This window comes from Plantactinospora mayteni (assembly GCF_016862935.1).
GTDB classification, from domain to species: Bacteria; Actinomycetota; Actinomycetes; order Mycobacteriales; family Micromonosporaceae; genus Plantactinospora; species Plantactinospora mayteni.
This window is the reverse complement of record NZ_BONX01000003.1, coordinates 262,730-287,071: the sequence shown is the minus strand read 5'-3', so window position 1 is coordinate 287,071 and position 24,342 is coordinate 262,730. Positions and strand designations below refer to the sequence as shown.

Here is a 24,342-nt window from a genome sequence, read left to right as displayed (position 1 = left end):
ATGCTCCGAGGAGAAGATCCGCCGCTTCTCCAAGGAGTCGCCATGACGGCTTTCGTACGCGACCAGTGGTATGTCGCCGCATACAGCAGGGAGGTCGGGCGGGAACTGCTCGGCCGCACGATCCTCGGCGAGCCGATCGTCTTCTACCGGACCGAGGGCGGCGAGGCGGTCGGACTGGCCGACAGGTGCGTACACCGGCGCTTCCCGCTCTCGGAGAGCCGGCTCGACGGCGACTCGATCGTCTGCGGCTACCACGGCTTCACCTACGACCGCGGCGGTTCCTGTGTCTTCGTCCCCGGCCAGCAGCGGATTCCGCGTACCGCCAGGGTGGCGGCGTACCCGGTGGTGGAGCAGGACTCGTTCGTCTGGGTGTGGATCGGCGAGAAGGCCAAGGCCGACCCGGCGTTGATTCCCCGGGCGCCCTGGCTGGCCGACCCGGCCTACACCACGGTCTCCGGGATGGAGCCGTTGAACGCCCGGTACATGCTGCTGGTCGACAACCTGATGGACCTCTCCCACGAGACCTACCTGCACGGCGGCTACATCGGCACGCCCGAGGTCGCCGAGACGCCGATCCAGACCGAGGTCGACGAGGACTCCGGGATCGTCTACGTGAGCCGGCACATGGACGACGCCGCCTGCCCGCCGTTCTACGCCAAGTCGACCGGGATCGAGGGCCGGATCACCCGCTGGCAGGACATCGAGTACCACCCGCCGTGCCTCTACCTGCTGCACAGCCGGATCGCGCCGCAGGGCGTCCACCCGCCGGCCGAGGGCCCGGACGACCAGGCGTTCCACGTCGAGGTGGTGTACGCGATCACCCCGTCCACCGAGAACACCACGTACGACTTCTGGGCCGTCGCCCGGGACTTCGCGCTCGACGACGAGGAGGTCTCCCGGTTCCTGCACTCCAACAACCACACCGTGGTGATGCAGGACGTGACCGCACTCAACCTCCTCGAACAGGTACTCGTCAAGGAGGCGGACGGCTACCAGGAACTCAGCATCAACATCGACACCGGTGGCCTGGCGGCGCGCCGCATCCTCAAGCGGATGGCCGAGCGGAGCCGGCCGGAGGGCGCGGTGACGTCGTGACCGGCCGGAGCGGCACCGGTGCGCCCAGCCGGATGCTGACCGGCCCCCGGGTCTACCGGGTCGAGTGGGTGCTCGGCACCGACCGGCTGCGCGGCTTCTGCTTCTGCGGTAACTCGCACGACGCCGAGGACCCGATCGCGCTCTGGGCCTGGTTGCTCGCGCACCCCGACAGCCATGGCGGGGACCGCCCGGCGCACCCCGCTCCGGTCGACGAACCGACCGGAGCGGTCCCGGACCGCCAACCCGTCCCCGCCTGAGCCGGGCGCCGCACGGTCGCCGCCGCCCCGCCGCGCCGGGCCTTGTCGACCGCCGGCAGCCCTGCCGACCACCGCCGGCAGTCGTGCCCGCTCCGGCAGCCGTGAGCCCGCCCCCGACCGAATGGCCGACCGATGCCCACCGACACCGAGCTCGATTCCAACCCCCGGACCACCCCCGCCGACGGCGGCGCCGAATCCGCCGACGGCTCAGCCGCGCCCGCCGACGGTGAGGGCGAACTCGACCTGCTGCTGACCGCGAAGACCGTGGCGGCCGACGGTGTCGTCGTACTCCACCTGCGGCATCCCGGCGGAGTACCGCTGCCGTCCTGGGAGCCGGGTGCCCATCTCGACCTGCTGCTCCGGCCCGACCTCGTCCGGCAGTACTCGCTCTGCGGCGACCCGGCGGACCGTACCGAGCTGCGGGTCGCGGTACTGCGGGAGAGCGCCGGTCGAGGTGGCTCGGCGTACGTGCACGACGGGTTGCCGGTGGGCGCGACCGTACGCGTCCGAGGGCCCCGCAACCACTTCGCGCTGCTCCCCGCGCAGCGGTACCTGTTCATCGCCGGCGGGATCGGGATCACCCCGATCGTCCCGATGGTGGCCGCCGCACAGGCGTCCGGTGCCGACTGGCGGCTGGTGTACGGCGGCCGGTCCCGGACCTCGATGGCGTTCCGCACCGAACTGCGGGACCGGTACGGCGACCGGGTCTCGATCCAGCCGCAGGACGAGACCGGGCTGCTCGACCTGCCGGCGCTGCTCGCCGAGCCCGACCCGGGCCGGCTGGTCTACTGCTGCGGCCCGGAACCCCTGCTCGGTGCGGTCGAGGCGAACTGCCGGCACTGGCCCGCCGGCACGCTCCGGGTCGAGCGCTTCGCGCCGAAGACCTTCGCCGAACCGGTCCGCCGGGAGTCGTTCGAGGTGGAACTCGCCCAGTCCGGCCGGACCCTGGCGGTGCCACCGGACCGGTCCATCCTCCAGACCGTCGAGGAGGCCGGGATCCCGGTGCTCTCCTCCTGCCAGGAGGGGACCTGCGGCACCTGCGAGACACCGGTGCTCGCCGGGATCCCGGAGCACCGGGACTCGCTGCTGACCGACGAGGAGCAGGCGGCCAACGACACCATGATGATCTGCGTGTCCCGGTCCCGTACCCCGAAACTCGTGCTCGACCTCTGACCACCCGGACCCGGCCGGGACGGCCAGCCACGGCGGCGGTTCCATGGCGGCGGGTCGTGGCGGCGGCGCGGTGCCGGAGCGGGACGCGTCGGCGGGACAGCGGGTCTCGTCGCCGCGACGGGCAAATATGCTGGTGGTCGGCGGGTGGCGGGAGGGCTGGGGGTGGCGGTGCCGGGCGGGACGCCGTCGGGGACAGGGTCGGTGACCGTGCGGGCGCTGCGGCTGCTCGAGGCGTTCACCCCGGACCGCCGCGAGCTGACCCTCACCGAACTGGCCGGCCGGGCCGGGTTGCCGCTCACCACCACCCATCGGCTGGTCAACGACCTCGCCGGCTGGGGCGCGCTGGAACGGGACGCCGACGGTCGCTACCGGATCGGGCTGCGGCTGTGGGAGATCGCCTCGCTCGCACCGCGCGGGCTCGGGCTCCGCGAGGCGGCACTGCCGTTCCTGGAGGACCTGTTCCAGGTGACCCAGGAGAACGTCCAGCTCGCCGTCCGGGAGGGCCTCGAGGTGGTGTACGTCGAGCGGATCGCCGGGCACAGCGCGGTGCCGGTGCTGACCCGGGTCGGCGGGCGGTTCGCGATGCCGCCTACCGGTGTCGGGCTGGTGCTGCTGGCGCACGCCCCGGCCGAGGTGCAGGAGGCGGTGCTCGACGCGCCGTTGCAGCGCTTCACCGAACGGACCATCACCTCCGCCCGGGAACTGCGTCGGTTGCTCGCGGAGGTCAGACGGACCGGGATCGCGATCAGCGACCGGCAGGTGACCATGGACGCGCTGTCGATCGGCGCCCCGGTGTACGGCCCGACCGGCGACGTGGTGGCCGCGGTCTCGGTCGTGGTCCGGGCACCGCGCCCGCAGCGCGCCGGACTGATCCCGGTGGTCCAGGCCGCCGCCCGGGGGATCTCCCGGGCGCTGCGCGCCCCCGCCCTGCCGGCCGTCCGCCCGGGCCGCCGGGACCCCGGGGCCGAGTAGCCGAACCGCCGGTCGCGCTGGACCACGATCCCGCCGAGATCCGCCGCGAGAAAGGTGGGCCGATCCACCCCGGTCCGGTGATTTTCGCCGGTATCCCGCATCTCGTCCCGACAGCGGCGGGAAGGTGAGCATGATTCGACTCGCCTGACGGGCGCCGGGGGTGGAGAGCGGCATGGTGTCACGCAGAAAGCTGATCGTGGCCGGCGTCGCCGGGGGAGCCGGGCTGCTGCTGCCGCCGGCCCGGCGGGTCCGCGCGGACGGTCCGGCACCGTCGACCGGGGCGGCCGGGATTCCGAAGTACGTCACCGAGCTGCGGATCCCGGCGCCGATGCCGCCGCTGCCGGGCAGTGCGGAGTGCCCCTTCGACGAGTACGTGATCGGAGTCCGGCAGTTCCGCCAGCAGGTCCTGCCACCCGGCCTGCCGGCCACCACCGTCTGGGGGTACGGCGCTCCCCACCAACCGGAGACCTTCGGCTACCCGGCACACACCGTGGAGGCCCGGGTCGATCGTCCGGTCCGGGTCACCTGGGTCAACGAGCTGGTCGACGCCGATGGCGACTTCCTGCCGCACCTGTTCGCCGTCGACCCCACCATCGACTGGGCCGACCCCGGCGGCGGGATGCTCGGGCAGCACGGCTCCGGGCGGTACGCCGGGCCGGTCCCGATCATCACGCATCTGCATGGCGGGCACACCACCGACGACAGCGACGGCTATCCCGAGGCGTGGTACCTGCCGGACGCCCGGAACATCCCGGACGGCTTCGCCCGGCACGGCTCCGCGTACCCGGCGTTCGCCCGGTCGTTCGGGGAACGGCACGAGCTCGGTTGGCCGGCCGGGGCGGCCGTCTTCCAGTATCCGAACGACCAGCGGGCGGCCACGCTCTGGTACCACGACCACACGATGGGGCTGACCCGGCTCAACGTCTACGCCGGCCCGGCCGGGTTCTACCTGCTCCGGGGTGGTCCGACGGACCTGCCCCCCGGGGTGCTGCCCGGGCCCGCACCGCAGCTCGGCGACCCGACCGACACCCGGCCGTACGAGATCCCGCTGCTGATCCAGGACCGGTCGTTCACCCCGGACGGCGAACTGTCGTACCCCGACCCGGCGTACGGCGCCGAGCACGGCGACCCGCACTCGCCGGGCGGCGACGCGTCGTCGGGCGGCGGGCACCTCTTCTTCGGCGAGACCATGGTGGTCAACGGCCGGACCTGGCCGGTACTCCCGGTCGAGCCACGCCGCTATCGGCTCCGACTGCTCAACGGTTGCAACTCACGCTTCCTGTTGCTCACGATCGCGGCCAGCCCTACCGCCCGGCCGGCCTCGGCGGTGCTGCCGTTCTGGCAGGTCGGCAGCGACGGTGGATTCCTGCCCGCGCCGGTGCCACGGCAGCGGTTGCTGCTCGGCACCGCCGAACGGATGGACGTGGTCGTCGACTTCACCGGACTTGCCGAGGGCACCGTGCTCTACCTGGTCAACGAGGGGCCGGACGGCGGCTACCGGGGCGGCGAACCGGGGGTGGACTTCGAGGCGGCGGATCCGTACAGCACCGGTCAGGTGTTGAAGTTCGTCGTCGGCGCCGCCAGCGGGCCGGACCTCAGTGTGCCGCCGGAACAGCTCCGGCTGCCCCCGATCACCCCGCTCGGTCCGGCCACCCTCACCCGGCGGCTGTCCCTGAACATCCGCCAGGCGGATCCGTCCGGTCCGGCGGCCCGCCGGGTGCAGCTCCTCGGCACGGTCGGCCCGGACGGCCGTGGTCTGCCGCACCGGTTCCACAGCCCGGTCACCGAGACCCCGAGGCTCGGCGCGACGGAGGTCTGGGAGTTCCACAACTTCACCCCGGACGCCCATGCCATGCACATGCACCAGGTGCAGTTCCAGGTGATCGGGCGGGGACGGGACGGCCTACGGCCGCCGGACGACGCGGAGCGCGGGTTCAAGGACACCGTGGTGGTGCTGCCCGGCCACGTCACCCGGGTGAAGGCGCGGTTCGACACCGCCGGCCGGTATACCTGGCACTGCCACATCCTGGAGCACGAGGACGACGAGATGATGCTGCCGTTCCACGTCGGGCCGCTGCCCGCCGACCCCGATCTCGGGCACTGACCGTCGGCCGGCCCAGCGCCGGTCGGCGGCGGTCGGGCCGGCCGTGGTCGGCCCTACCCGGTGGCGGTGTCGACGCCCCGGTGCACCCGTGCCGTACGGTCGACCAACTCGCGCAGCGCCGTCTCGTCCACTCCGGCCAGGCTCTTGAGATAGAGGCAGCCCTTGCCGGTCTTGTGCGGCCCGAGCCGGGCCAGCGTCGCGGCGTACCGCTGCTCGAAGCCGCCGACCAGATACACCACCAGGTGCTGGCGACGGGGGGAGAAGCCGACCAGCGGGGCGTCGCCCTGGTGGCCGCTCGGATAGCGGTAGTGGTAGCGGCCGAAGCCGACGATGCTCGGCCCCCACATCACCGGCTCCTCGCCGGTGACGTCGCGGAGCAGGGCCCGGAGCCGGTCGGCGTCCGCCCGGCGCTGTTCGTCGGGTAGGGCGGCGAGGAAGTCGTCCACCGACACCTCGGTCGGAGCGGTCTTCGGCATCCGGCCATTCTCCCCGGCCCGGCCCGTCGACCTCAACCACACCGAAGTGCGGACTTGTCCCGCTATCCGGGGTGGATTTGGCGACATCGAGGGATAGGACTACGGTCAACGCCGGCTGATGCCGCGAAATGGGGCCAACACGACCGACGGGATCATGGTGACTGTCCTCAACTTTCGGCGTACCCGATCAGGTGTCGTGCTCGCCGTGGCGTGCGCGGCGGCCCTGTCCCTCACGGCGGCCTGCGCGGGCCAGGGCGCCCAGCCTCCACAGTGGTCGGACGGGGTGCCGGCCGCCGGCTCCTCGTCGGTCGCGCCCACCCCGACCGCCGCGAGCCCGACCCCCACGCCGAGGCCCACGGCGACCCGCACCACCCGGCCGCCGGCCAGCACCACGCCGCCCCGCCGCGCCCGCACGATGGGCGAGCAGACGACGGTGACGGTCCGGGTGACCGGCGGGTTCGGCCAGCCGCAGAACTTCACCGGCCTGCACCAGGAGGGCTGTGGTAACCCCAGCTTCGGGCTGGTGCAGGTCCGGGTGGGTACGGCCGGCAACGTCTCGTCGGTGTCGTTCCGCTACCGGGTGAACACCGTGGTCGCGTTCGACGGCAGCGGATCCGCCCGGACCATCGGCAACGACCGGGGGACCTGGCTGGCCAGCCTGGGTCCGTTCCGGGCCGAACCGCGCAACTCGGCGGGCGGCACCATCGCCATCACCGCGACGGCGAAGTTCACGGACGGCTCGACCCGGAACGCCCGGACCAGTACCTCGCTGAGGGCCTGTCAACGGTGATCCGGTACCCGCACACCGACCTGCGGTGCCAGCGAGTTGACTTCAAGCGAGGTTGAACCTGCAACCTGGTGACCATGGCAGACTTCACCATCGACGAGGCGTACGAGCGGCTCCGGAACACCGGTCCCGAGCGTGACGGCTGGCTGTCGAACCATGCCCCGATGGCGGCGGAAGCCCTGGCCCGGCACGGGGACGGGGCCCGGGTCCACCGCTGGCTGGACCGCTACGCGGACCGGTTGACGGAGCGACCCCGGGGAATCTCGCCGATCCCGGTGGAGGAATGGCGGGACCCGCTCGGTGACCCGACCCGGGCCGGCGACTGGCTGGACTACTTCGCCCGGGAACTGGCCGGCGAGTCCTGGCCGGCGGTGCTGGTCCGCTGGTGGCCCCGCCTGCTGCCCGGGATCGCCGCCGGCGCCACCCACGGGGTGATCCGGGTCGGACACGCCGTACGCGCACTGCGCGACGCCGAGACGCCGTTCCGGATCGCCGAACTCGGTGCGGGACTCGCCTACTGGGCCGCCCGGTGGCAGCCGCTCGCCCCACCCGGCAGCGCGCCATACCCGGCCGTCGATCCGAGGACCGCGCTCGACCGGGTGCCCCGGGTGCCCGACCAGCGGTTCGGGATCCGGGCCCGGCTCGCCCAACTCGCCGGCTCGGCCGAGTGGCCGGCCGTCGCCGGGGCGGTCCCCGGGGACCGTGGCGCGACCGTCCCGGCCCGGCTGGCGGCCATCGTCGACGCCGCCGTCGTCCGGTACGGCAGCCACGGCTACGCCAGCCCGATCATGCTGGTGCACGCCGCGACCGCCCCGAACGCGGTGCTGCGTACCCTGCCCGTGCTGCCGGCGGAACTCTGGCCGCCGAGTCTCGCCGCCGCCTGGGCCGCCACGGCCGCCGTCACCGCCGCCTACGCGCCGGCCGAGCCGCGCCCGGATCCGGCGGTGCGGCCGGACCAGCGGTTCGACGAGGTGTGGAGCCGGGCGGTGTACTCCGGTGACGAGCACGCGATCAAGTTCGTCGACACCGCGATCGACACGTACGCCCGCAGCGGTGACCCGACGCTGCCGGCCCTGGTCGCCGAGTCGATCCGACCGCTGACCGACTGATCCATTGGGCCGGCGGACCGGGGCGGGCGGATCCGGACCCGACTGGGGCATGATCGGAGGCGATGTCCGTCGTCCTGCCCGAGCCGGCCCGGCTCGACCTCTGCTACGACAGCCTGCACGGGTTGTCCGTCGGTGACGCGCTCGGCGCACAGTTCTTCATGGCCGACCGGTCACCGGCCGAGCTGGCGGCGGGTCGACCGCCGGCCGGCCCCTGGGAGTGGACCGACGACACCGAGATGGCCTGCTCGGTGGTTGCCGAACTCGGGGCGTACGGCGAGATCGGGTCGGACCGGCTGGCCGTCGCGTTCGCGGAGCGCTGCGAGCCGTACCGGGGCTACGGGGCGGGCGCGGTGGTGATCCTGCACCGGATCCGGGACGGTGTGCCATGGCGGGAGGCGGCCCGCGACGCGTTCGGCGGAGAGGGCTCCTGCGGCAACGGCGCCGCGATGCGGGTCGCTCCGCTCGGCGCCTACCACGCCGACCGGCCGCGTCGGGCCGCCGAGCAGGCGATCCGGTCCGCCGAGGTGACCCACGCGCACCCCGAGGGGATCGCCGGGGCCGTGCTGGTCGCGGTCGCCGCCGCGTACGCCGGACAGGCCCGGCTCACCGGGGTACGCCCGACCGCGCCCGAGTTCCTCGACCGGCTGGAGCCGTACCTGATCGACGGGCAGGTGCGTCGGGGCGTCGAGCGGGCCCGTCGACTGCTCACCGGAACGGCGGTGACCGTCGAGGAGGCGGCGTACGAGTTGGGCAACGGCTCACGGGTGACCGCCCAGGACACCGTCCCGTTCACACTCTGGGTCGCCGCGACCCATCTCGGCGACTATCCGGCCGCGATCACCGCCTGTGTGGCCGCTGGTGGGGACGTCGACACCACCGGGGCGATCGTCGGCGGCGTGCTGGCCGCGTACACCGGGATCGGCGACCGCCCCGACGCGGTCGGCGTGCCGGCGACCTGGCTGGCCGCCCGCGAGGCGCTGCCCGGCTGGGTCGACCGGCACCCGGACGACGGCCCGGGCAGCGGTCGGCGATAGCCGGCCCACGACGGCGGGGTCGAGGACGGCCGCGGCTGCCGGAGAGGCGGCGGCTCAGCCGGACCCGTTGCCGCCCGGCTCAGCCGGACCCGTTGCCGCCGGGCGACCGGCCGGGCGGTTCGACCGGCGCGTCCTTGTCGCGGGGCCCGTTCGGGTCGTCCCGGCCGGGCTTCGGATCGATGGCCAGCAGGCGTCGGCAGTACTCCTCGACCTCGGCCCGACCGCCGGCCGCCCGCACCAGCGGGGTGGGTGGGTGACCGGAGTCGGGGCGACCCTTGGTCAGGAAGGCGTGACACTGTGCCACCAGCGACTGGGGTGGGTGAGTCCGGCCGGGCCCGGTCGTTGGCGGCTTGCTGCCGGGTCCGGTGGACGGCCCCGTCGGTCCGGTCGTCGTCGGTGCGGTCGTCGTCGGTGCGGTCGTCGGCACCGACGTCGGTCCCACGTCGACGCTCGGTGTGCTGCGGGGTGGCCCGGCGGGACGCAGCGCGGGGATCTCCGCCGCCAGCGCCACCCCGGCGGTGAGCGTGGCCACCACCACCGCGACCCAGCCGAACGCGCCGGCGGTCAGCCGGCCCCGCCCGGCAGGTGGTCGGGCGGACGCACCGGCCAGGGCGCCCCGGGCCTCCGTCGTCCGGGGTGTCGGCGCCGGGTCGGCCCTGCTCCGGGCGTCGCGAGCCGCCCGGAACGCCGCCACCGCGGCGTCCTCGCCGTCGAGTTCACCGGGCCGGGCCGGCGCCGCCGCGACGGCGAGCAGGTTCGCGAGCGGGTCCTGGACGCCGCCGTGTGCCTGCCGGGCCTCGGTGCCGCCCGCCGCGACGGCGTCGAGCAGCCGCTCCGCCGCTTCCGGATCGGGCCGACCGCGTCGGCGGAAACCCATGCTCATCTTCCTCAGCGCCATCCCTGTGCAGCCTCGACATCCTCGCCGGCCCGTACGTCGGCGGCCCGTGCGTCGGCGGACCGCCCGACCGTCGGTCCGCCGCTAACCGGCTCCACCGCGTCCCGCCCGTTCTGCGCCAGGATGCGGGCCAGCCGACGCAGCCCGCGATGGGCGGCGGTGCGTACCGCTCCCGGTCGCTTGCCGAGTACCCGCGCGGTGCTCTCGGCGTCCAACCCGATCACGGTACGCAGCAGCACCGCCTCGGCCTCGGTACGCGGCAGGGTGGCGATCAGTGCGACGGCGGTGTCGGTGCCCAGCCCTTCGTCGGCACTCGCGGCGGTGTCCTCGGCGCCCGCCAGCTCGGAGAGCGCCTCGACCGGTACCGGCACGGTCGGCCGACGGCGCTGGTGGCGGAGGTGGTCCAGCGCCCGGTTACGGGCGACCCGGGTGGCCCAGGCCCGGAAGCCCGGCCCGCCGGCGAAGGTTCCCAGGTCGCGGGCGATCTGCAACCAGGTCTCCGACGCCACGTCCTCGGCCTCCGGCCCGACCAGCACGGCCAGGTAGCGCAGCAGTCCGGGCTGGAGTTCCCGATAGAGCATCCGGAACGCGTACTCGTCGCCCTGCTGCGCCGACCGGACCAGGGCGGTCAGCTCGGTCGGCACGGCTCGACTCCGTTACGGGTCGCCCCGGTCCCGTCCGCCCGGGGTGCCGTCCGGACATGATGACGGGATACCGGAGCGCTCTCCGCAGCGTCTCGTCGTACCGTGCGTTGTCGTCGGATCCCGATCCGCACCGGTCGTCCCCCGTCCACGTGATCGCCGCCCCACGCTAGGTGCGGGCCGAGTCCCTAGGCAAGTCGTGGCCGTCTCGGAACGAGTGACATATCTCCGCCAGCCGGCACGGCGAGTTCCGGTAACGCGATCGCGTCCTCCGGCGCTACTGCCGGCGAGTTCGCACCCACTCCTGCCGAGCGCCCGCCGGATGGCCACGGTGCGTACGTCGCCGGTCGCGATGTGCAGCGTATCCCGGCGACTCCGGGCGCGGCCCCTGCCAGCGCCCGACCCGACGCCCGGTAACCTCTGCGCTCCGGCAACGGACTGTCGGGATGTCCGCCCTGGTCTCGCGCGGGTCGGACCTGGTGCGGAGGGCGTCGAGAAGGCGCGGGATGCGCGTCGACATCGGGGAAGGGGAGACCGTGATGTGGCCGTTCCGTAAGAAGCGGATCGAGGTGTCGCCGGAGCGTCCGGCCAGTACCGCGCCGCCGATCGACAAGGCCAAGGGCGACCCGGGGGCGGCGTGGCTGCGGTCCGCGCTCCGCCAGCGGAACTGGACGGCCGTCCGTGACTTCCTCGGCTCGGTCGAGCATCCCGACGACCGGGCGTTCTATCTCGGTGTCTGCGCGGACGTCGAGGGTGTGCAGGACTGGATCGAGGACTGGATCGCGGCCGAGCCGCACTCCACCCTCCCGATGCTGGTACGCGGCTGCCACGGCGTCTACTGGGCCTGGGAGGCGCGCGGTGGCGCCACCGCCGAGAACACCAGCCAGAGCCAGTTCAGCGGTTTCTTCGACCGGCTGCGGATGGCCGAGAACTGCCTCGACGAGGTGGTGGACCGCGACCCCGAGGACACGACCGCGTGGACCTTCCTGGTGACCGCCGCCCGGGGCCGCCAGGTCGGCCGGGAGGAGGCGACGCACCGCTTCGCGGAGGTGATCCGCCGGCATCCCACGCATCTCATCGCGCATCAGCAGATGCTCCAGTTCCTCTGCCGGAAGTGGTTCGGCAGCACGGAGGAGATGTTCGACTTCGCGCGTACGGCGGCGGCGAATGCGCCGGCCGGGAGCATGCTGCCCGAGCTGGTCGTGGTGGCGCACATCGAGCACTGGCTCGACCTGCCCAGCGAGGAGAAGGACCCGTACATCATGAGTGCGCCGGTACGCGCCGAACTGCGGGCGGCGGCCGAGCAGTCGATCTGGCACCCGGAGTACCGGCGCCGGCCGGGCTGGCCCAGCCCGTTCAACTCGTTCGCGCTCGCCTTCTCCTTCGCCGAGGACTACCCGGCGGCGGCAGCCGTCTTCGACGCGATCGGCGACAACGTGACCGAGTGGCCGTGGTACTACTCCAGCGGCAGCGACCCGGCCGGGCGCTTCGCCACCTGGCGGGACATCGCCTACGCCAACCGGAACGAGCCGCCACGGTAGCGGTGTAACGGAAACGCCGCCGAAATCGCTGTCGCCCTTCTCCCGGAATCCGATCCGGTACGGCTTCCGTCGGCCCGTCGTGCTCGCTATTCTCTGCCGGTCCATTCGATCATGAGAAAGGGAAAGACCGAGCATGTCCAACGTGACGGGGGCGGAACAGCGGCCGAAGAAGTCGATAGTCACCTGGTTCCGTGGCCTTCGGCCGATCAGCAAGTTCCGGGTCGTCCTCTTCGGCATCGCGGTGCTGGTGGCGCCGTTCGCGATCTATCTGGGACTCGACGAGCCAAACCAGGCCGAGGCGGGCGACTGCATGGCCGGTCAGACGGTCTCCGAACTGCGTACGGTCGACTGCGCCGACGGTGCCGCGCAATGGAAGGTGCTGGCCCGGTTGGAGGGTAAGACCGAGGCCGATCACAACGACGCCGCGTGTGCGGCCCACCCGGAGACCGAGGCGTCCTTCTTCGAGGACGGACGGCGGTTCGCGAAGGGTTTCATCCTCTGCCTCGGGCCGGTCGGCGAATGACCCCGCCGCCCGGCGGGTTCGGGCCGGGCGAGCGGCGGCCTCCGGCTCGCTGGTCCGGACCCGCCGGGCGCGCGGACCAGGCGGCGGTCCGGCACCACCGAACCTTTCTCGACCCGGACGCCCCGGCGCCGACGGCCACGACGGACCGCAGGGGAGGTCGAAGGGGCAGCCCCGGTGATCGCCGCCCGCCCGACCCGAAGGCCACCGTGGACCGCCACCTCCACCACTCGGGTATCCGGATCGCTCGCGCTCCCGCGCCATCCTCGCTGGCTCGCGGTTGGCCTGGTCATATGTGAACGGCTCGGTGCGCTGCCCGGCGACGGCAAAGCGCGTGATCGCTCCGGCATATGAGATCGCGACGGTGACGTCTGGACCTTCGGAGCGTCGGCCCATAGGCTCCTTGCGCGCGGGTTGTGCATGCGACACTCGGCAATTGCCCTCGGCTCTTCGGGCGGTGCATCATGGGCTAACCGGTCCCGGCGTATCGAGCAGGTGATGGGGGAAGAGCGTGGCGCAGGGCTCGATCAAGAAAGATCCCGCCGCCGAGCTGCGGGACGCGCTCATTTCTGCGCTGATCGACGTGCAATTTATGAATGCGCTTCCGGACCGGCGCCTGCTCATAAATCTGGTCAGGCGTGACGTCATCAACTTTCCCGATGTCCAGGAGCGTTCGGAGGCCAGGCTGCACGTCGTGGAGATCGTGTTGGCGTGCCTGGGTAATCCCGGCGGGCTCCGGGCGCTGGTCGCCGCGCTGGCGACGATGGCACCTGACGCGCCCGGCACGAAACGCGCGACCCAGTTGATCGAATCGGCCGCGTTGCTCAACCTGTTGCCGGACAGCGAGGTCAAGCGGGTGCACGAACTGCTCCGCAGAGCGGAGGAAGGGCGGCCCGAGCCGGGCTGGTGGCGACGAGCGACGAACGCATCGGTTCCGCACCTGCCGGGCACGGTCAAGAACCTGACAACGGCGTTCGATCACCTCGCCACCCAGGCGCACGGCCGGCACCGGCTGCCGGCGGCGTTGGTCTTGGTCAACGATGTCGCGGCCCAGCTCGACGGTCCGATCGCGGTCGAGTTGTCGAACTGGGCGGAGGGGCAGGCCGAGCGCCTCGAGGTGCTCGACGAGTTCCGGGCACTCCGCCGACCACCCGATGGCCCGGTCGACGGGGCGGGCGCGGTGGCGGTACCGACCGTCGACCCGGAGGGGCCGTCGGCCCCGCACCACCCGGCCGACCCGCCGGCGGAGGTCGGCGGCGACGATGGCGAGGGGTCAGCGGATACCGGACAAATTGCTACGATCCTTGCAGCCGATCCGGACGAATCGGATGAGCTGGCAGAGATTGGACTGACCGACGTCGTCGACGTGCCCGTGCCAACCGAGAGCGAGGCGGGCCTACTGCGAGGAGATCCGATGCCTCCCGTCGCCCCCACCCAGCGGTCCACCGCCAAGCTGCCGCAGGTCTGGGGCGACGTGCCGCAGCGAAATCCGAACTTCACCGGCCGCAAGGAACTCCTCGAACACCTGCACAACGAGCTGCGGGCCTCCCGGGAGACCGCGGTGCTGCCGCAGGCGCTGCACGGCATGGGCGGCGTCGGCAAGTCGCAGGTCGCCATCGAGTACGTGCACCAGCACAGCAGCGACTACGACCTGATCTGGTGGGTACCATCCGAACAGGACGGTCAGATCCTGGCGTCGCTTACCAAACTCGCCCAGCGACTGGATCTCGACGTGAGTCCCGAGGCGAACAGCGCCGTTCCCGCCGTACGGGAGGCGCTGAGCACCGGCCAGGTGCCGTACGACAGCTGGCTGCTCGTCTTCGACAACGCCGAGGCGCCGGAGGAGGTGCAGCGGTATTTCCCCACCGGCGGCGCCGGCAAGATCCTCGTCACCTCCCGCGACCTCGACTGGGCCCGGGTCAGCCAGGCGATCGAGGTCGACGTCTTCACCCGTGAGGAGAGCCGGACGTTCCTGCGGAAACGCAACCCCGAGCTGTCCGACGCCGACACCGACCGGCTCGCGGAGGCCCTGGGGGACCTGCCGCTCGCCATCGAGCAGGCCGCGGCCTGGCGTGCGGCCACCGGCATGCCGGTGGACGAATATCTCGCGTTGTTGGAGGACAAGCGGATCGAGTTGCTGGACGCCTCACCATCGCCGGACTACAAGCGGTCGGTGGCGGCGGCCTGGAAGCTCTCGCTGGAGAAACTGCGGGACGTCAACGAGGGCGCCTTCCAGTTGTTGCAGATCTGTTCCTTCTTCGCTCCCGAGCCGATCTCGCGGGATCTGTTCGCCGGCTCGCCGACGGCGCCGATCACGCCCGCTCTCGACGCGACCCTCAGCGACAAGTTCCGGCTCAGTCGGGCGATCCGCGACATCCAGCGGTACGCGCTCGCCCGGATCGACCATCGGCGCAACACGCTTCAGATCCACCGGCTCATCCAGGCGGTGCTGGTCGGCGGGATGGACGACGAGGAGCGGACGCTGATGCGCCGGGGCGCGCACACGCTGCTGGCGAATGGCAACCCCAACAACCCGAGCCGGCGGGACCAGTGGGACAACTACCAGGCGCTCCGGCCGCACGTGACCGTTTCCCGGGCGGTGGAATCCACCGATCCCCGAGTCGAGGACCTGGTCTTCGGGATCGTGCAGTTCCTCTATCACTGGGGCGACCACACCGGCAGCGAGGAACTGGCCGAGGAGGCGCACGGCCTGTGGGTGGGTAACCGCGGTGAGGCGGACCCGCAGACGCTCCGGCTGGCCAAGTGGCTCGGCTGGACGCGCTGGATCAACGGGAAATACCGCAAGGCCCGGGAGCTGAACCGGCACACGCTCGAGCTCTACCGTCAGACGCTCGGCGACGAGGACGAGGGCACCATCGACGCCATGTACATGGTCTCGATCGACCTGCGTACCGGTGGGGAGTTCGTCGCCGCCCGCGACCTCGACGAACGGGCGCTCGCGGTTGCCCGGCGCGAGTTCGGTGAGGACGATCCCGCGACGTTGATCTGCGCGAACAGCCTCGGAGTGAGCCTGCGACTCAACGGCGAGTTCAAGCGGGCCGCCGAACTCGACCGGGACACCGCGGATCGCCGGGCGACCATCCTCGGGCCGGACGACGAGGCGACCCTGAACAGCCTCACCAACCTACTGCTCGACATCCGCGAGTCCGGCAGCTATCTCCAGGCCCGCCGGCAACAGGAGGACCTCTACGTTCGGCACCTGGCGGCGTTCGGCCCCGAGGCTCCGGCCACGTTGAAGGCCAGCCGTACGCTGGCGGTCGCCCGGCGGAAGGCCGGTGACCATCCCGGTGCTCGTGACCTGGCCGAGAAGACCCTCGACAAATACCGCCGCCGCTACGACGACGACTATCCGGAGACCATCGCCACGGCGGTGGGATTCGGGATCGACCTGCGGCATGCCGGCGACCTGTCCGCAGCACTGGATCTCGGCGAGGCCACCCTCGAGCGCTACGACCGGATGTTCGGCCCGAGGCACCCCTACCTGCTGGCGGCCCGGACGAACCACGCGATCGTGCTGCGACTGCAAGGTGACGCCGAGGCCGCGTACCGGCACGACAGCGAGGCGTTGGCGGCGCTGCGATCCACCCTGGGTAACGACCATCCGGTGACGCTGACCTGCGCCACGAACCTGGCCAGTGACCTCTACGCGCTCGGCAGCCTACAGACCGCCTACGAACACGACACCGACACCCTGGCCCGGTCGGAACGGGTCCTCGGGGTGGAGCACCCGTCGACTCTCGCCTGTAGCGTCAACCTGGCGCTGGATCTGCGGGCGCTGGGGCGGGTGAACGAGGCAGACAAGATCCTCTCCGACACGATGGCTCGGCTCCGACGGGTGCTCGGGGAACGGCATCCGGCGACGCTGAACGCGATCCAGAGCGTACGGGCGGACTGCGACGTGGACCCGATGCCCCTGTGAGCCGGGGCGCCGCCTCGCCGCCCGTCCCGGGGTGGCGGCGGCTCGGCGCCGGCTCCCGCTCGCGGCGGCCGGGCCGGTCAGTCCACCCGCCCGGGAGGTCCGCTGCCGATGTTGCTGCGCGGCCGTTCCACCTGGTCCATGACCCGTTGGAGGGGCCGAGCCAGCAACTCCTGGTCGCGGCCGGCCAACGTGGCGAGGGAGTCGTTGCTGAGGTCGACCAGTTCCGTCTCGACGTCTCGGGAGAAGGAGCTTTCCACTCGCCGGTTCCTTCCTCTGGGGGACGCCGTCTCATCACCCGCGAGCGTGCGCTGACCCGGCCGACATCGGTGGCGGGGAGTGTCCGGTCCGTTGCCCTGCGGTTTCACCAGTTTCCCACACGCCTCGGGCAACTCGGTCGTGATTCATCTCTGTTTTTTGCCGGCGGCCGGTGGGATGCTGAATCTCCTGGGGGCATCCAATGAACCTTTTTCAACCTCCCCCTGCGGTCCGGCGGACCGCAGGATCGGACGCGGTGCGTGAGGGCCGCGCGGTCCAGGTGGGAAAAGGTTCAATGTCGAGATCCTTTGGCGCGTCCTCCGACGTCGAAGTCGGCATCGTCACCGCATTACCGGTGGAATGCGTGGCGCTGCGGATGATGGTCGACGAGCTGGCGGAGCTTCGAGTTCCCGGCGACCCCAATCACTACCGTGCCGGGGTGCTGCCGAGCCGGGATCCGGAGCGCCCGCACCGGGTCGTCACCGCAGTGCAGGCCGAGGACGGCACCCGTAACGCGGCGGCGATCTGTGCGGACATGGCGCGGAGCTTTCCCGGACTGGGGACGTTCGTGATGTGCGGGATAGCCGGCGGCGTACCCGCGCTGCACCAGCCCGACCGGGACGTGCGGCTCGGCGACATCGTGGTGGCGACGAAGGGCGTCGTCGACTACGACCACGTCTGGACGGTGGACGGCAGCGACACGCTGCGCCGATCGGTGCAACAGCCGTCGAAGGCGCTGATCCGGGCGGATCGGGAACTGGAGATGAGGGAGCTGACCGGCGAGCTGCCCTGGGCGGCGCTGCTCGGCACGGCGCAGGGCAGGACGGCAGGGTTCCGCCGACCGGCCGAGGAGACGGATCCGCTTCGTCCACAGGAGAGTGTCGAAAGCCGGCCGGACATCCGACCGGAGTGGCCGGTCGGCTCACCCCGGGTACACCGCGGCGCGGTGGGCAGCGCGGACCGGTTGCTGCGCGACGCGGCCCGCCGGGACGCGTTGGCGGGCCGCCACCGGATCCGGGCCGTGGAGATGGAGGGCTCCGGGGTGGCGGTCGCCGCCGACCTGCACGAGCGGCAGTGGTTCATGGTCCGTGGCGTCGCCGACTACTGCGACAATCGGACGAAGAACGACGTCTGGCATCCGTACGCGGCGCTGGCCGCAGCGGCGTACGTCCGCGCGCTGCTGGCCGAGGCCGCGCCGTTCGGGCCGGACGACCGGCGACCTGCCGGACCGGCGGCGAATGGTCTCCAGACGGTCGTCGACGCGCTGTTGAGCGTCCCCGCGATGCGCGACGACTACCAGCGGCGGGCGGTCATCGCCCTGTTGCCCGAGCACATCCGGACGGCGGTCCCGGACAGCGTGCTCGGCAGGTTGCACGTCGTCGGGCTGGTGCGGACCTGCGAGCACTATCCCGGCGGCCGGGAGGCCCTGCTCGACGCGCTCCGGCTGACCTTCGGGGCGGACGACCCGGAATACCGGCGGATCAACGGGATCGTCGAGCGGCACTGGTCAGCCGGCTAGCGCCGCGGGCGCTCGGCAGCCGTCAGGCGGTCAGCGCGCGGTTGGCGCTGCGGTCGCTCGGCCGTGGTCAGGAGCGGTCAGGCGGTTAGCGCCGCGGTCACCTCGTCCAGCCAGTCGGTGAGCCGGACGGGATCGGGCCGGTGGCCCTGCTCGGTGGCGTGCAGGTAGACCGCGCGGACGAGTTCCGGGCGGTGCAGCAGCGCGGAACCGGAGTCGAGATCGGGGCCGAGCGTGCTGAGCCCGAGTCCGACCCAGGCGTTCAGGTCGTTTGCGTTCGCCACCAGGCGCGCGCGGTAGCCGGCCCGGGCGGCCTCGGGGTCGTCCCGGACGAGGGCGACGTCGGCCTCGGTGAAGTCGAGCGAGCGCAGCCGGGGACCGAGCCGGAGCGGGTGTCCGGCGATGTGCCGGCGGACGAGCAGCAGCGTTCCGGATGACCAGCGCCGCTGCGGATGCGCGCTGAGGCCGGGCCGGTAGGCGTCGAGTTCCACCCGCTGGTCGCGGACCCACGCACGGGTGAGCAGGTGGACGTCGGCCGGCGGCGGGTGCAGGTGACGGATCCGCCATCCGGCGCGGTGACCGGCGGCGACGAGCTCGGCGCCCCGTACCACGCCGGGCGGTAGCGGATCCGCCAGCCAGGGCTCGACCCGCTCGGTCAGCCCGGCGACGAGCCGCTCGCCCCAGCCGGTCAGCCCGGCGCCCGGCTGCCGGACGCCCCGGAGCGCCTCGCGGACCTGCGCCCGGGCGTACGCGTACTCCAGGTCCGCGCTGCGCCGGTGCGGTCCGGTGCGGGTGAGCCGGTATTCGCGCCAGAACCCGGCGATGCCGACGAAGGCGTAGATCCCCTGCAACAGGCCGCTCATCGGGCGTGGGTCGTCGCGCCAGGGGGCGTACCGCACCTGCTCGTCGGGGCCGGCGGTGAGCGGTACGAGGTGCATCAGACCGCCGAGTTTGATGTGCTGGAACTCGTGCACCAGCGCCACCGCCAGGGTCACCTCGTCCGGCGGGGTCGAGACCATCACGCTGCCGAACGCCTCGCCGGTCGACGCGCTGCGCGTCTCCGAATCGTCGGTACTGGGCAACGGCACCAGGGACACCACGGCCGCCGCGATCGCCTCGGCGCCGTCCGGCCGCTGGTCGTGGAGCAGCCGCCAGGCCCCGGCCAGCAGCTCCGTCCAGTGCGCCACGGCCGCCGCGTCGAGCCGGTCCGGCTCGACCGGGTCGGCGAGTTCGCGGTACGGGTCGACGTCGTCGAGCAGGACGCGTAGCCGGGGATCGGGGCCGACCGTCAGCCGCCGCAGGCTCCACCAGCCCGGGATCTCTTCCTCGGGTGAACTGAGCCGGACCGTCGGCCCGTCACCTGGGGCACCGATCCGGAGCACACCGTCGGCGCATTCCGCCGTCACCTGGCGCCATCCGGTCGGGTCGGCGAGCACCGCCATTCCGAGCGACGGCAGCATGACCCGACCGGCGCGCACGGGCAGCCGGGTACGCCAGGACAGGCCGGCTCGGGCGGCGGCCACCAGCGCCACCGCGTGCAGTGCGCCGAAGTCGACCCAGATCGGCGCCCCCGCCCGCGCACCGCCCCGATGGCGCCGCAGCGCGTACGCGGCCCAGTTGCCGACCTGCGGGTGCAGCAGCAGTTCCGTGAACGCCTCCGGTGCCGCCTTCTCGGCGCGGATCAGCACCTCCCGGGCGGTGTCGGCCGGCGGCAGCGGGCCGAGCAGCCGTGGTTCGGCGCGGGCCGCCTCGACCACCGCGTGCAGCAGCAGGAGTCGTCGGCTGCGCTGGGTGTGCCAGAGTTGCCGGACCAGGTCGGGGCCGCCGTCGCCGGTGCAGAGCGCGTCGAGGTGTTCCCGGGGCAGGCGATGGTGGGGGAGGCTCGGCTGGGGCGCGACACGGTCCACCACTGACACACTCCTCGCTCCGTCTTGCGTAGACAGCGCTGTCCCGTCCGTGGCCAGTGCCGGAAACTCTACCGCCGCTGCCTGCGGTGGCAACCTATCGACGGATAGCGATCAGATCGCCGTTTCGGCGTGGGGTCGGTTTCGACTGGCACGACGACGTACGGGGTGTCACCGGAAGTGGCCGCTTCCGGTGACACCCCGCACTTTCGGCGGTACTACGGGTTGACGGTGATGGTGAAGGTGGACGTGGTGTTCCGGATGTTCTGGTAGTTGTTGCTCAGCCGGAGGTTGTTGAAGACCGCCGTACCGCGCGCCGGGCCCTGACCGGCCTCGGGCAGCTCGTTCGCCCAGATGCCGAACCCGGACTTGGCGTCGTACGCGTCACCGCTGCGCTGCGCGCCACTGATGGAGATGCTGGTGAATATGGTGTCGGTGACCGAGAACTGTGGCTGACCGCCCACGTAGTTCGTCTGGAACATGATGCCGTGATAGGTCGGGTCCACGATGTCGATGTCACTGACCCGTATTCCGCGCATCTCCTTAGACGCGGAGAAGACCCATATTCCGGGGAAGGTCTGCGCGCCCCAGAAGTGGCCGCCGGACCGGACTATCGAGGCGTTCTCCACCCGGGTCAGCCCCGGCCCGAACCCGACGAACGGATATCCGAAGTCGAGCGAGCTGATGGTGATCCCGGAGTAGACGAGCTGGTCGGCGATGTACATGTTGCGGAAGGTGTTGTCCTGCCCGCCGTACACCGCGACCCCGGCCGCCCGCCAGGTCAACGTCGCGGTCAGGTTCTCGAAGACGTTGCCGGTGTTCGCCCCGCCACCGGCGTCGGTCGCGGAGAAGAGCGCGAACGCGTCGTCGCCGTTGCCGCGCCCCTCGACGTTGCTGACCAGGTTGTTCGTACTGCCGTTGGTCATGTTGATCGCGTCGGCGAAGGTGTTGCGGATCCGCGAGTTCTTGATGGTGATGTTGCTGACGTGCACGCCCCAGAACATGCAGACGGTGTGCTCGACCCAGACGTTGTCGAAGGTCAGGTTGGAGACGTTCGACAACTCGCCCCACACCTTGCCGGGGCCGTCGATCCGGGATGTGTAGTTGCCGAAGAAGGCGAGGTGCTCGAACGTCGAGCCGTTCGCCGAACTCTCGACCCGGAAACCGGCGTCGGTGTTCTCCTGGCCGGGTGGGGTCTGGAACCGGGTGTACCACATGCCGGCGCCGACCACCTTTACCGCCTTGCCGTACACCTGGACCTTGTTCGAGGTGCTGTAGGTGCCGGCGGGCAGGTAGACGCCGACCAGGTTGCCGGTGGTGTCCATCCGGACCCGGTCCAGCGCGTTCTGCACGTCCTGCTGACCGGTCCCGGTCGGCGTGGTGTAGCGGGCCGGGTCCGGGTTCGCCCGCGGCGAGACCTGCTCCAGGTTGATGAAGTCGATCGCGTACGTGAGGCTGTTGGCCGGATCCTTCTGGAGCCTGATCCGGCTGCCGGCCGGGATCGACGAGTTGAGCATGACGTTCGCCTCGTCGTAGACGTGCCGGGGTCCGCCCGAGCCGGGCGAGTTGGTCGGGCTCGCCTCGGCCCCGTAGAGCCAGGCGTACCGGCTGGTCAGGTCGATGGCCTTGTGGAACGTGCCGTCGACGTAGATGTTCAGCGTCGAGTTGGCACCGCCGCCGCCCGGGGCGTCCGGCATGGAGAAGCGGGTGACCAGGGTGTTGGTCGGGGCCCGGGTGGTCCACTCGACGTACGCGCCGTTGCTGTTCAGGGTCACCGCGCGCCGGCCCGACGCCTCACCCGCGAGGTCGCCGACGGTCCGGTTCGGCCCGACGACCGCCGCGCCGCCGCCGAGTACGCCGTCCTCGGCCTCGTACATCTCGTAGGGCATGTTGGCGCCGCGTCCGACGAAGAACGGGGTGTCACTGGTGTTGTTGCCCTGCTTCACCGGCAGTTCGTTGGCGTCCGCCGCCAGTACGGTCCGGACCGTGTACCGGCCGTTGGCCGCGGTCCAGGTGCCGAGGTTCACCGGCGAGGTGCTGGCCCCGGCCGCGATGGTGCCGGTGTACGAGCCGGTCAGCGTGCGTACCGCCGTGCCGCTGGCGTTCAGCACGGTCACCGTGATGCCGTGTGCCCCACCGGCCGAGGCGATGGTGCCCTGGTTGCGGATCGCCACCGAGAAGGTGACCGTCTGGCCGTTCGCCGGGGTACTCGGCGACCAGCTCGGGATGGCGACCAGGTCCGAGCTGGCCACCGGGGCGACGGTCAGCGAGGACGGGTTGGTGAAGCTGTTGTTGGTCTCGCTCTGCTCGACGACACTGTTGGACTCGTCGACCTTGGCGGTCAACTGGTAGGTGCCGGCGTTGCGGGGTCCCGCGTCCGCGCTGACGGTGCTGCTGGCCCCGGCCGCGAGTCCACCGACGGCGGTGGTGCCGACCAGGGTCGTACCCAGGTAGAAGTTGACGTTGGTGGCGCCGGAGGCGGCGGTGCCAGCGTTGCGGACGGTGGCCGAGACGGTGATCGGGGTGGTCTCGACCGGCGCGGCCGGGCTCCAGGTGGCGGCGGTGACGGTCAGGTCCGGGTTCGGCGCCGGCACCCCGAAGACCTGGAACTCGGCGACCTGGCCGGCCGGCGCCCCGCTGTTCGTGGTGATCGACAGCCGGACGTCGGCGACGTTGCCGCTGACCGGGATGGTGACGCTGTTGCCGCTGCCCGGGTTGAAGGTGTGGAGCGTCGCCGCCGACAGGCTGGTGAACGACGAGCTGCTCTGCTCGCGGCCGAGCACCTGGATGGTCTGGGTGCGCGGGCCCCAGGCCGGGTCCGGGTTCAGCCGGACCACCACCGAGCTGACCGTGGCGTTCGCGCCGAGCTGCACGGTGAGCACGCTCGGGTACGCCCCGCCGGCCCCCTCCCAGTACGTCGCCACGTTGTCGTCGTTGGCGTTGGTGGCGACGAAGGTGTGCACGGTCGACGAGGCGGTGATCGGCTTGCCGACCGCCAGGTTCGTCCCGGCCGGCGGGTTGCCGGTGCCGTTCCGGGTCACCGTGTTGCTGTTGCCCGACACGTTCCCGGCGGTGTCCCGGGCCCGTACGTAGTACGAGACCGTCGCGCTCTCCGGCTGGTTGTCGGTGTACGTCAGCACGTTGCCGAGGTTGGCCCGCAGCGCGCCGTTGGCGTAGACGTCGTACCCGACGACGCCGACGTTGTCGCTGGCGGCGTTCCAGGTCAGCCGGATCTGCCCGCTGGCCGGCTGGGTGTAGGCCAGGTTGGTCGGCGCGGTCGGGGCCTGGTTGTCCGGGCCGCCGGTCGGGCCGTGCACCTCCAGTTCGGAGAGCTGACCGGCCGGCCAGCCGGTGTTGGCGGTGATGTGCAGCCGCAGGTAGCGGGTGTTGGTGGTCGGCAGGTTGACGGTGACGGTGTTGCCGCTGGCCGGGTTGAAGGTGTAGCCGGTGGCGGCGACGAGGGTGCTGAAGGTGCTGCCGTTGTTGCTGTTCTGCACGGAGAGGGTCTGGGTACGGGTGCCCCAGCCGGTCGGCAGTTTGAGTACGAGCCGGTTCACGTCGGCGGCGGAGCCCAGGTCCGCCTGGATCCACTGTGGAAACGCGTTGTTCGCGCTCTCCCAGTAGGTCGCCTGGTTGCCGTCGCCCGCGTTGCCCACCGGATACTCCGGATGCGAGCTGCTGGCGCCGAGGCTGGCGGCGACCGCGACCTCGGCCCGCTGGGGGGCGTCGTCGGGGCGGGCGGAGGCCGGGGTCGGGAAGAGCGATCCGGCGGCCACGAGTAGTCCGGTGGCGAGCGTCGCCGCGATCAGGCGCGGTCTCGGTGCTAGCTGTCTCATCGTGTTCCCTTGGCGCTCGTCGGAACCGACTGGGAGGTGCTGCGAGCGGCCGGGCCTGGTCGGCGGCTGGCCCGGCTGCCGCCCGCCGCCGAAGCGAGCGGTGGCGCCGTCCGTCCGACCTGTCCACCGCCGCCGCGACCCCGCCGAGGGCCGATCCCCGAGGCAGCCGGGGAAGGAGCACAGAGAACGCCTGTCCAGAAATTCCGGGATGTAGAAAGCTATTGAGCAACCTCTGACCCGAAACTTGCGTGGTGTCGTCGTAATGTTGCAGACGTGCTACGGCCGCG

18 protein-coding genes are annotated in these 24,342 nt (G+C 71.9%); 12 read left to right on the top strand and 6 right to left on the bottom strand.

Annotated elements, in window-relative coordinates; translation table 11 throughout:
* Nucleotides 1–42 precede the first annotated feature (42 nt).
* From Pma05_RS03275 to Pma05_RS03255, 5 genes are all read left to right on the top strand, one after another.
* Nucleotides 43–1,095, top strand: coding sequence for an aromatic ring-hydroxylating dioxygenase subunit alpha (locus tag Pma05_RS03275; RefSeq protein ID WP_203855739.1), 1,053 nt, complete (start codon nt 43–45; stop codon nt 1,093–1,095).
* Complete coding sequence (locus tag Pma05_RS03270; protein ID WP_203855738.1) at nt 1,092–1,352, top strand: hypothetical protein; 261 nt, start codon at nt 1,092–1,094, stop codon at nt 1,350–1,352. The genes Pma05_RS03275 and Pma05_RS03270 overlap by 4 nt, the downstream gene beginning before the upstream one ends.
* Nucleotides 1,353–1,484: 132 nt before the next feature.
* On the top strand, nt 1,485–2,525 hold the full coding sequence (locus Pma05_RS03265) for a PDR/VanB family oxidoreductase (protein ID WP_203855737.1): 1,041 nt from the start codon (nt 1,485–1,487) through the stop codon (nt 2,523–2,525).
* A 201-nt stretch (nt 2,526–2,726) separates the two neighbouring features.
* Nucleotides 2,727–3,497, top strand: a complete 771-nt coding sequence (locus tag Pma05_RS03260) for an IclR family transcriptional regulator (protein WP_203855736.1) — start codon at nt 2,727–2,729, stop codon at nt 3,495–3,497.
* Nucleotides 3,498–3,669: 172 nt separating this feature from the next.
* Nucleotides 3,670–5,601, top strand: a complete 1,932-nt coding sequence (locus Pma05_RS03255) for a multicopper oxidase family protein (protein WP_203855735.1) — start codon at nt 3,670–3,672, stop codon at nt 5,599–5,601.
* Nucleotides 5,602–5,654: 53 nt separating this feature from the next.
* On the opposite strand, the gene Pma05_RS03250 is transcribed toward Pma05_RS03255, so the two are convergent.
* A complete protein-coding gene (locus Pma05_RS03250; protein WP_203855734.1) occupies nt 5,655–6,077 on the bottom strand; it encodes a DUF1801 domain-containing protein in 423 nt (140 codons plus the stop codon).
* Nucleotides 6,078–6,195: 118 nt separating this feature from the next.
* Here Pma05_RS03250 and Pma05_RS03245 point away from each other — a divergent pair, with 118 nt between their 5' ends.
* The 3 genes from Pma05_RS03245 to Pma05_RS03235 all read left to right on the top strand — a co-directional run bounded on the left by Pma05_RS03245 (nt 6,196) and on the right by Pma05_RS03235 (nt 9,007).
* The gene (locus tag Pma05_RS03245) at nt 6,196–6,867 is read left to right on the top strand and encodes a hypothetical protein (protein WP_203855733.1); all 672 of its coding nucleotides are present in this window, start codon (nt 6,196–6,198) and stop codon (nt 6,865–6,867) included.
* Between the two features lie 74 nt (nt 6,868–6,941).
* Entirely contained in the window at nt 6,942–7,973 is a 1,032-nt protein-coding gene (locus Pma05_RS03240; RefSeq protein ID WP_203855732.1) for a questin oxidase family protein, read from the top strand.
* Between the two features lie 62 nt (nt 7,974–8,035).
* Complete coding sequence (locus Pma05_RS03235) at nt 8,036–9,007, top strand: ADP-ribosylglycohydrolase family protein (protein ID WP_203855731.1); 972 nt, start codon at nt 8,036–8,038, stop codon at nt 9,005–9,007.
* Nucleotides 9,008–9,086: 79 nt separating this feature from the next.
* Here the strand turns inward: Pma05_RS03235 and Pma05_RS03230 are convergent, their stop codons facing one another.
* Together Pma05_RS03230 and Pma05_RS03225 are read right to left on the bottom strand one after the other, a co-directional pair.
* The gene (locus Pma05_RS03230) at nt 9,087–9,884 is read right to left on the bottom strand and encodes a hypothetical protein (protein ID WP_203855730.1); all 798 of its coding nucleotides are present in this window, start codon (nt 9,882–9,884) and stop codon (nt 9,087–9,089) included.
* 11 nt (nt 9,885–9,895) lie between these two features.
* On the bottom strand, nt 9,896–10,546 hold the full coding sequence (locus Pma05_RS03225; protein ID WP_239311585.1) for an RNA polymerase sigma factor: 651 nt from the start codon (nt 10,544–10,546) through the stop codon (nt 9,896–9,898).
* A 503-nt stretch (nt 10,547–11,049) separates the two neighbouring features.
* On the opposite strand from Pma05_RS03225, the gene Pma05_RS03220 reads away from it, so the two are divergent.
* The 3 genes from Pma05_RS03220 to fxsT all read left to right on the top strand — a co-directional run bounded on the left by Pma05_RS03220 (nt 11,050) and on the right by fxsT (nt 16,544).
* A complete protein-coding gene (locus tag Pma05_RS03220; RefSeq protein WP_203855729.1) occupies nt 11,050–12,084 on the top strand; it encodes a DUF4034 domain-containing protein in 1,035 nt (344 codons plus the stop codon).
* Between the two features lie 133 nt (nt 12,085–12,217).
* Nucleotides 12,218–12,607: an LppU/SCO3897 family protein gene (locus Pma05_RS03215; RefSeq protein WP_203855728.1), complete on the top strand. Its 390-nt coding sequence runs from the start codon at nt 12,218–12,220 to the stop codon at nt 12,605–12,607.
* Between the two features lie 508 nt (nt 12,608–13,115).
* Entirely contained in the window at nt 13,116–16,544 is a 3,429-nt protein-coding gene (fxsT, locus tag Pma05_RS03210) for an FxSxx-COOH system tetratricopeptide repeat protein (protein WP_203855727.1), read from the top strand.
* Between the two features lie 77 nt (nt 16,545–16,621).
* On the opposite strand, the gene Pma05_RS03205 is transcribed toward fxsT, so the two are convergent.
* Nucleotides 16,622–16,801: a hypothetical protein gene (locus tag Pma05_RS03205; RefSeq protein WP_203855726.1), complete on the bottom strand. Its 180-nt coding sequence runs from the start codon at nt 16,799–16,801 to the stop codon at nt 16,622–16,624.
* Nucleotides 16,802–17,094: 293 nt separating this feature from the next.
* Between Pma05_RS03205 and Pma05_RS03200 the strand changes: the two genes are divergently transcribed.
* Nucleotides 17,095–18,318 (top strand): effector-associated domain 2-containing protein, encoded by a 1,224-nt coding sequence (locus Pma05_RS03200; RefSeq protein ID WP_203855725.1) that lies wholly within the window; start codon nt 17,095–17,097, stop codon nt 18,316–18,318.
* A gap of 77 nt (nt 18,319–18,395) precedes the next feature.
* Here Pma05_RS03200 and Pma05_RS03195 read toward each other — a convergent pair whose 3' ends face one another.
* On the bottom strand, nt 18,396–20,225 hold the full coding sequence (locus Pma05_RS03195; protein ID WP_203855724.1) for an HEXXH motif domain-containing protein: 1,830 nt from the start codon (nt 20,223–20,225) through the stop codon (nt 18,396–18,398).
* 212 nt (nt 20,226–20,437) lie between these two features.
* On the bottom strand, nt 20,438–24,055 hold the full coding sequence (locus tag Pma05_RS03190) for a discoidin domain-containing protein (protein WP_203855723.1): 3,618 nt from the start codon (nt 24,053–24,055) through the stop codon (nt 20,438–20,440).
* Between the last annotated feature and the right edge of the window lie 287 nt (nt 24,056–24,342).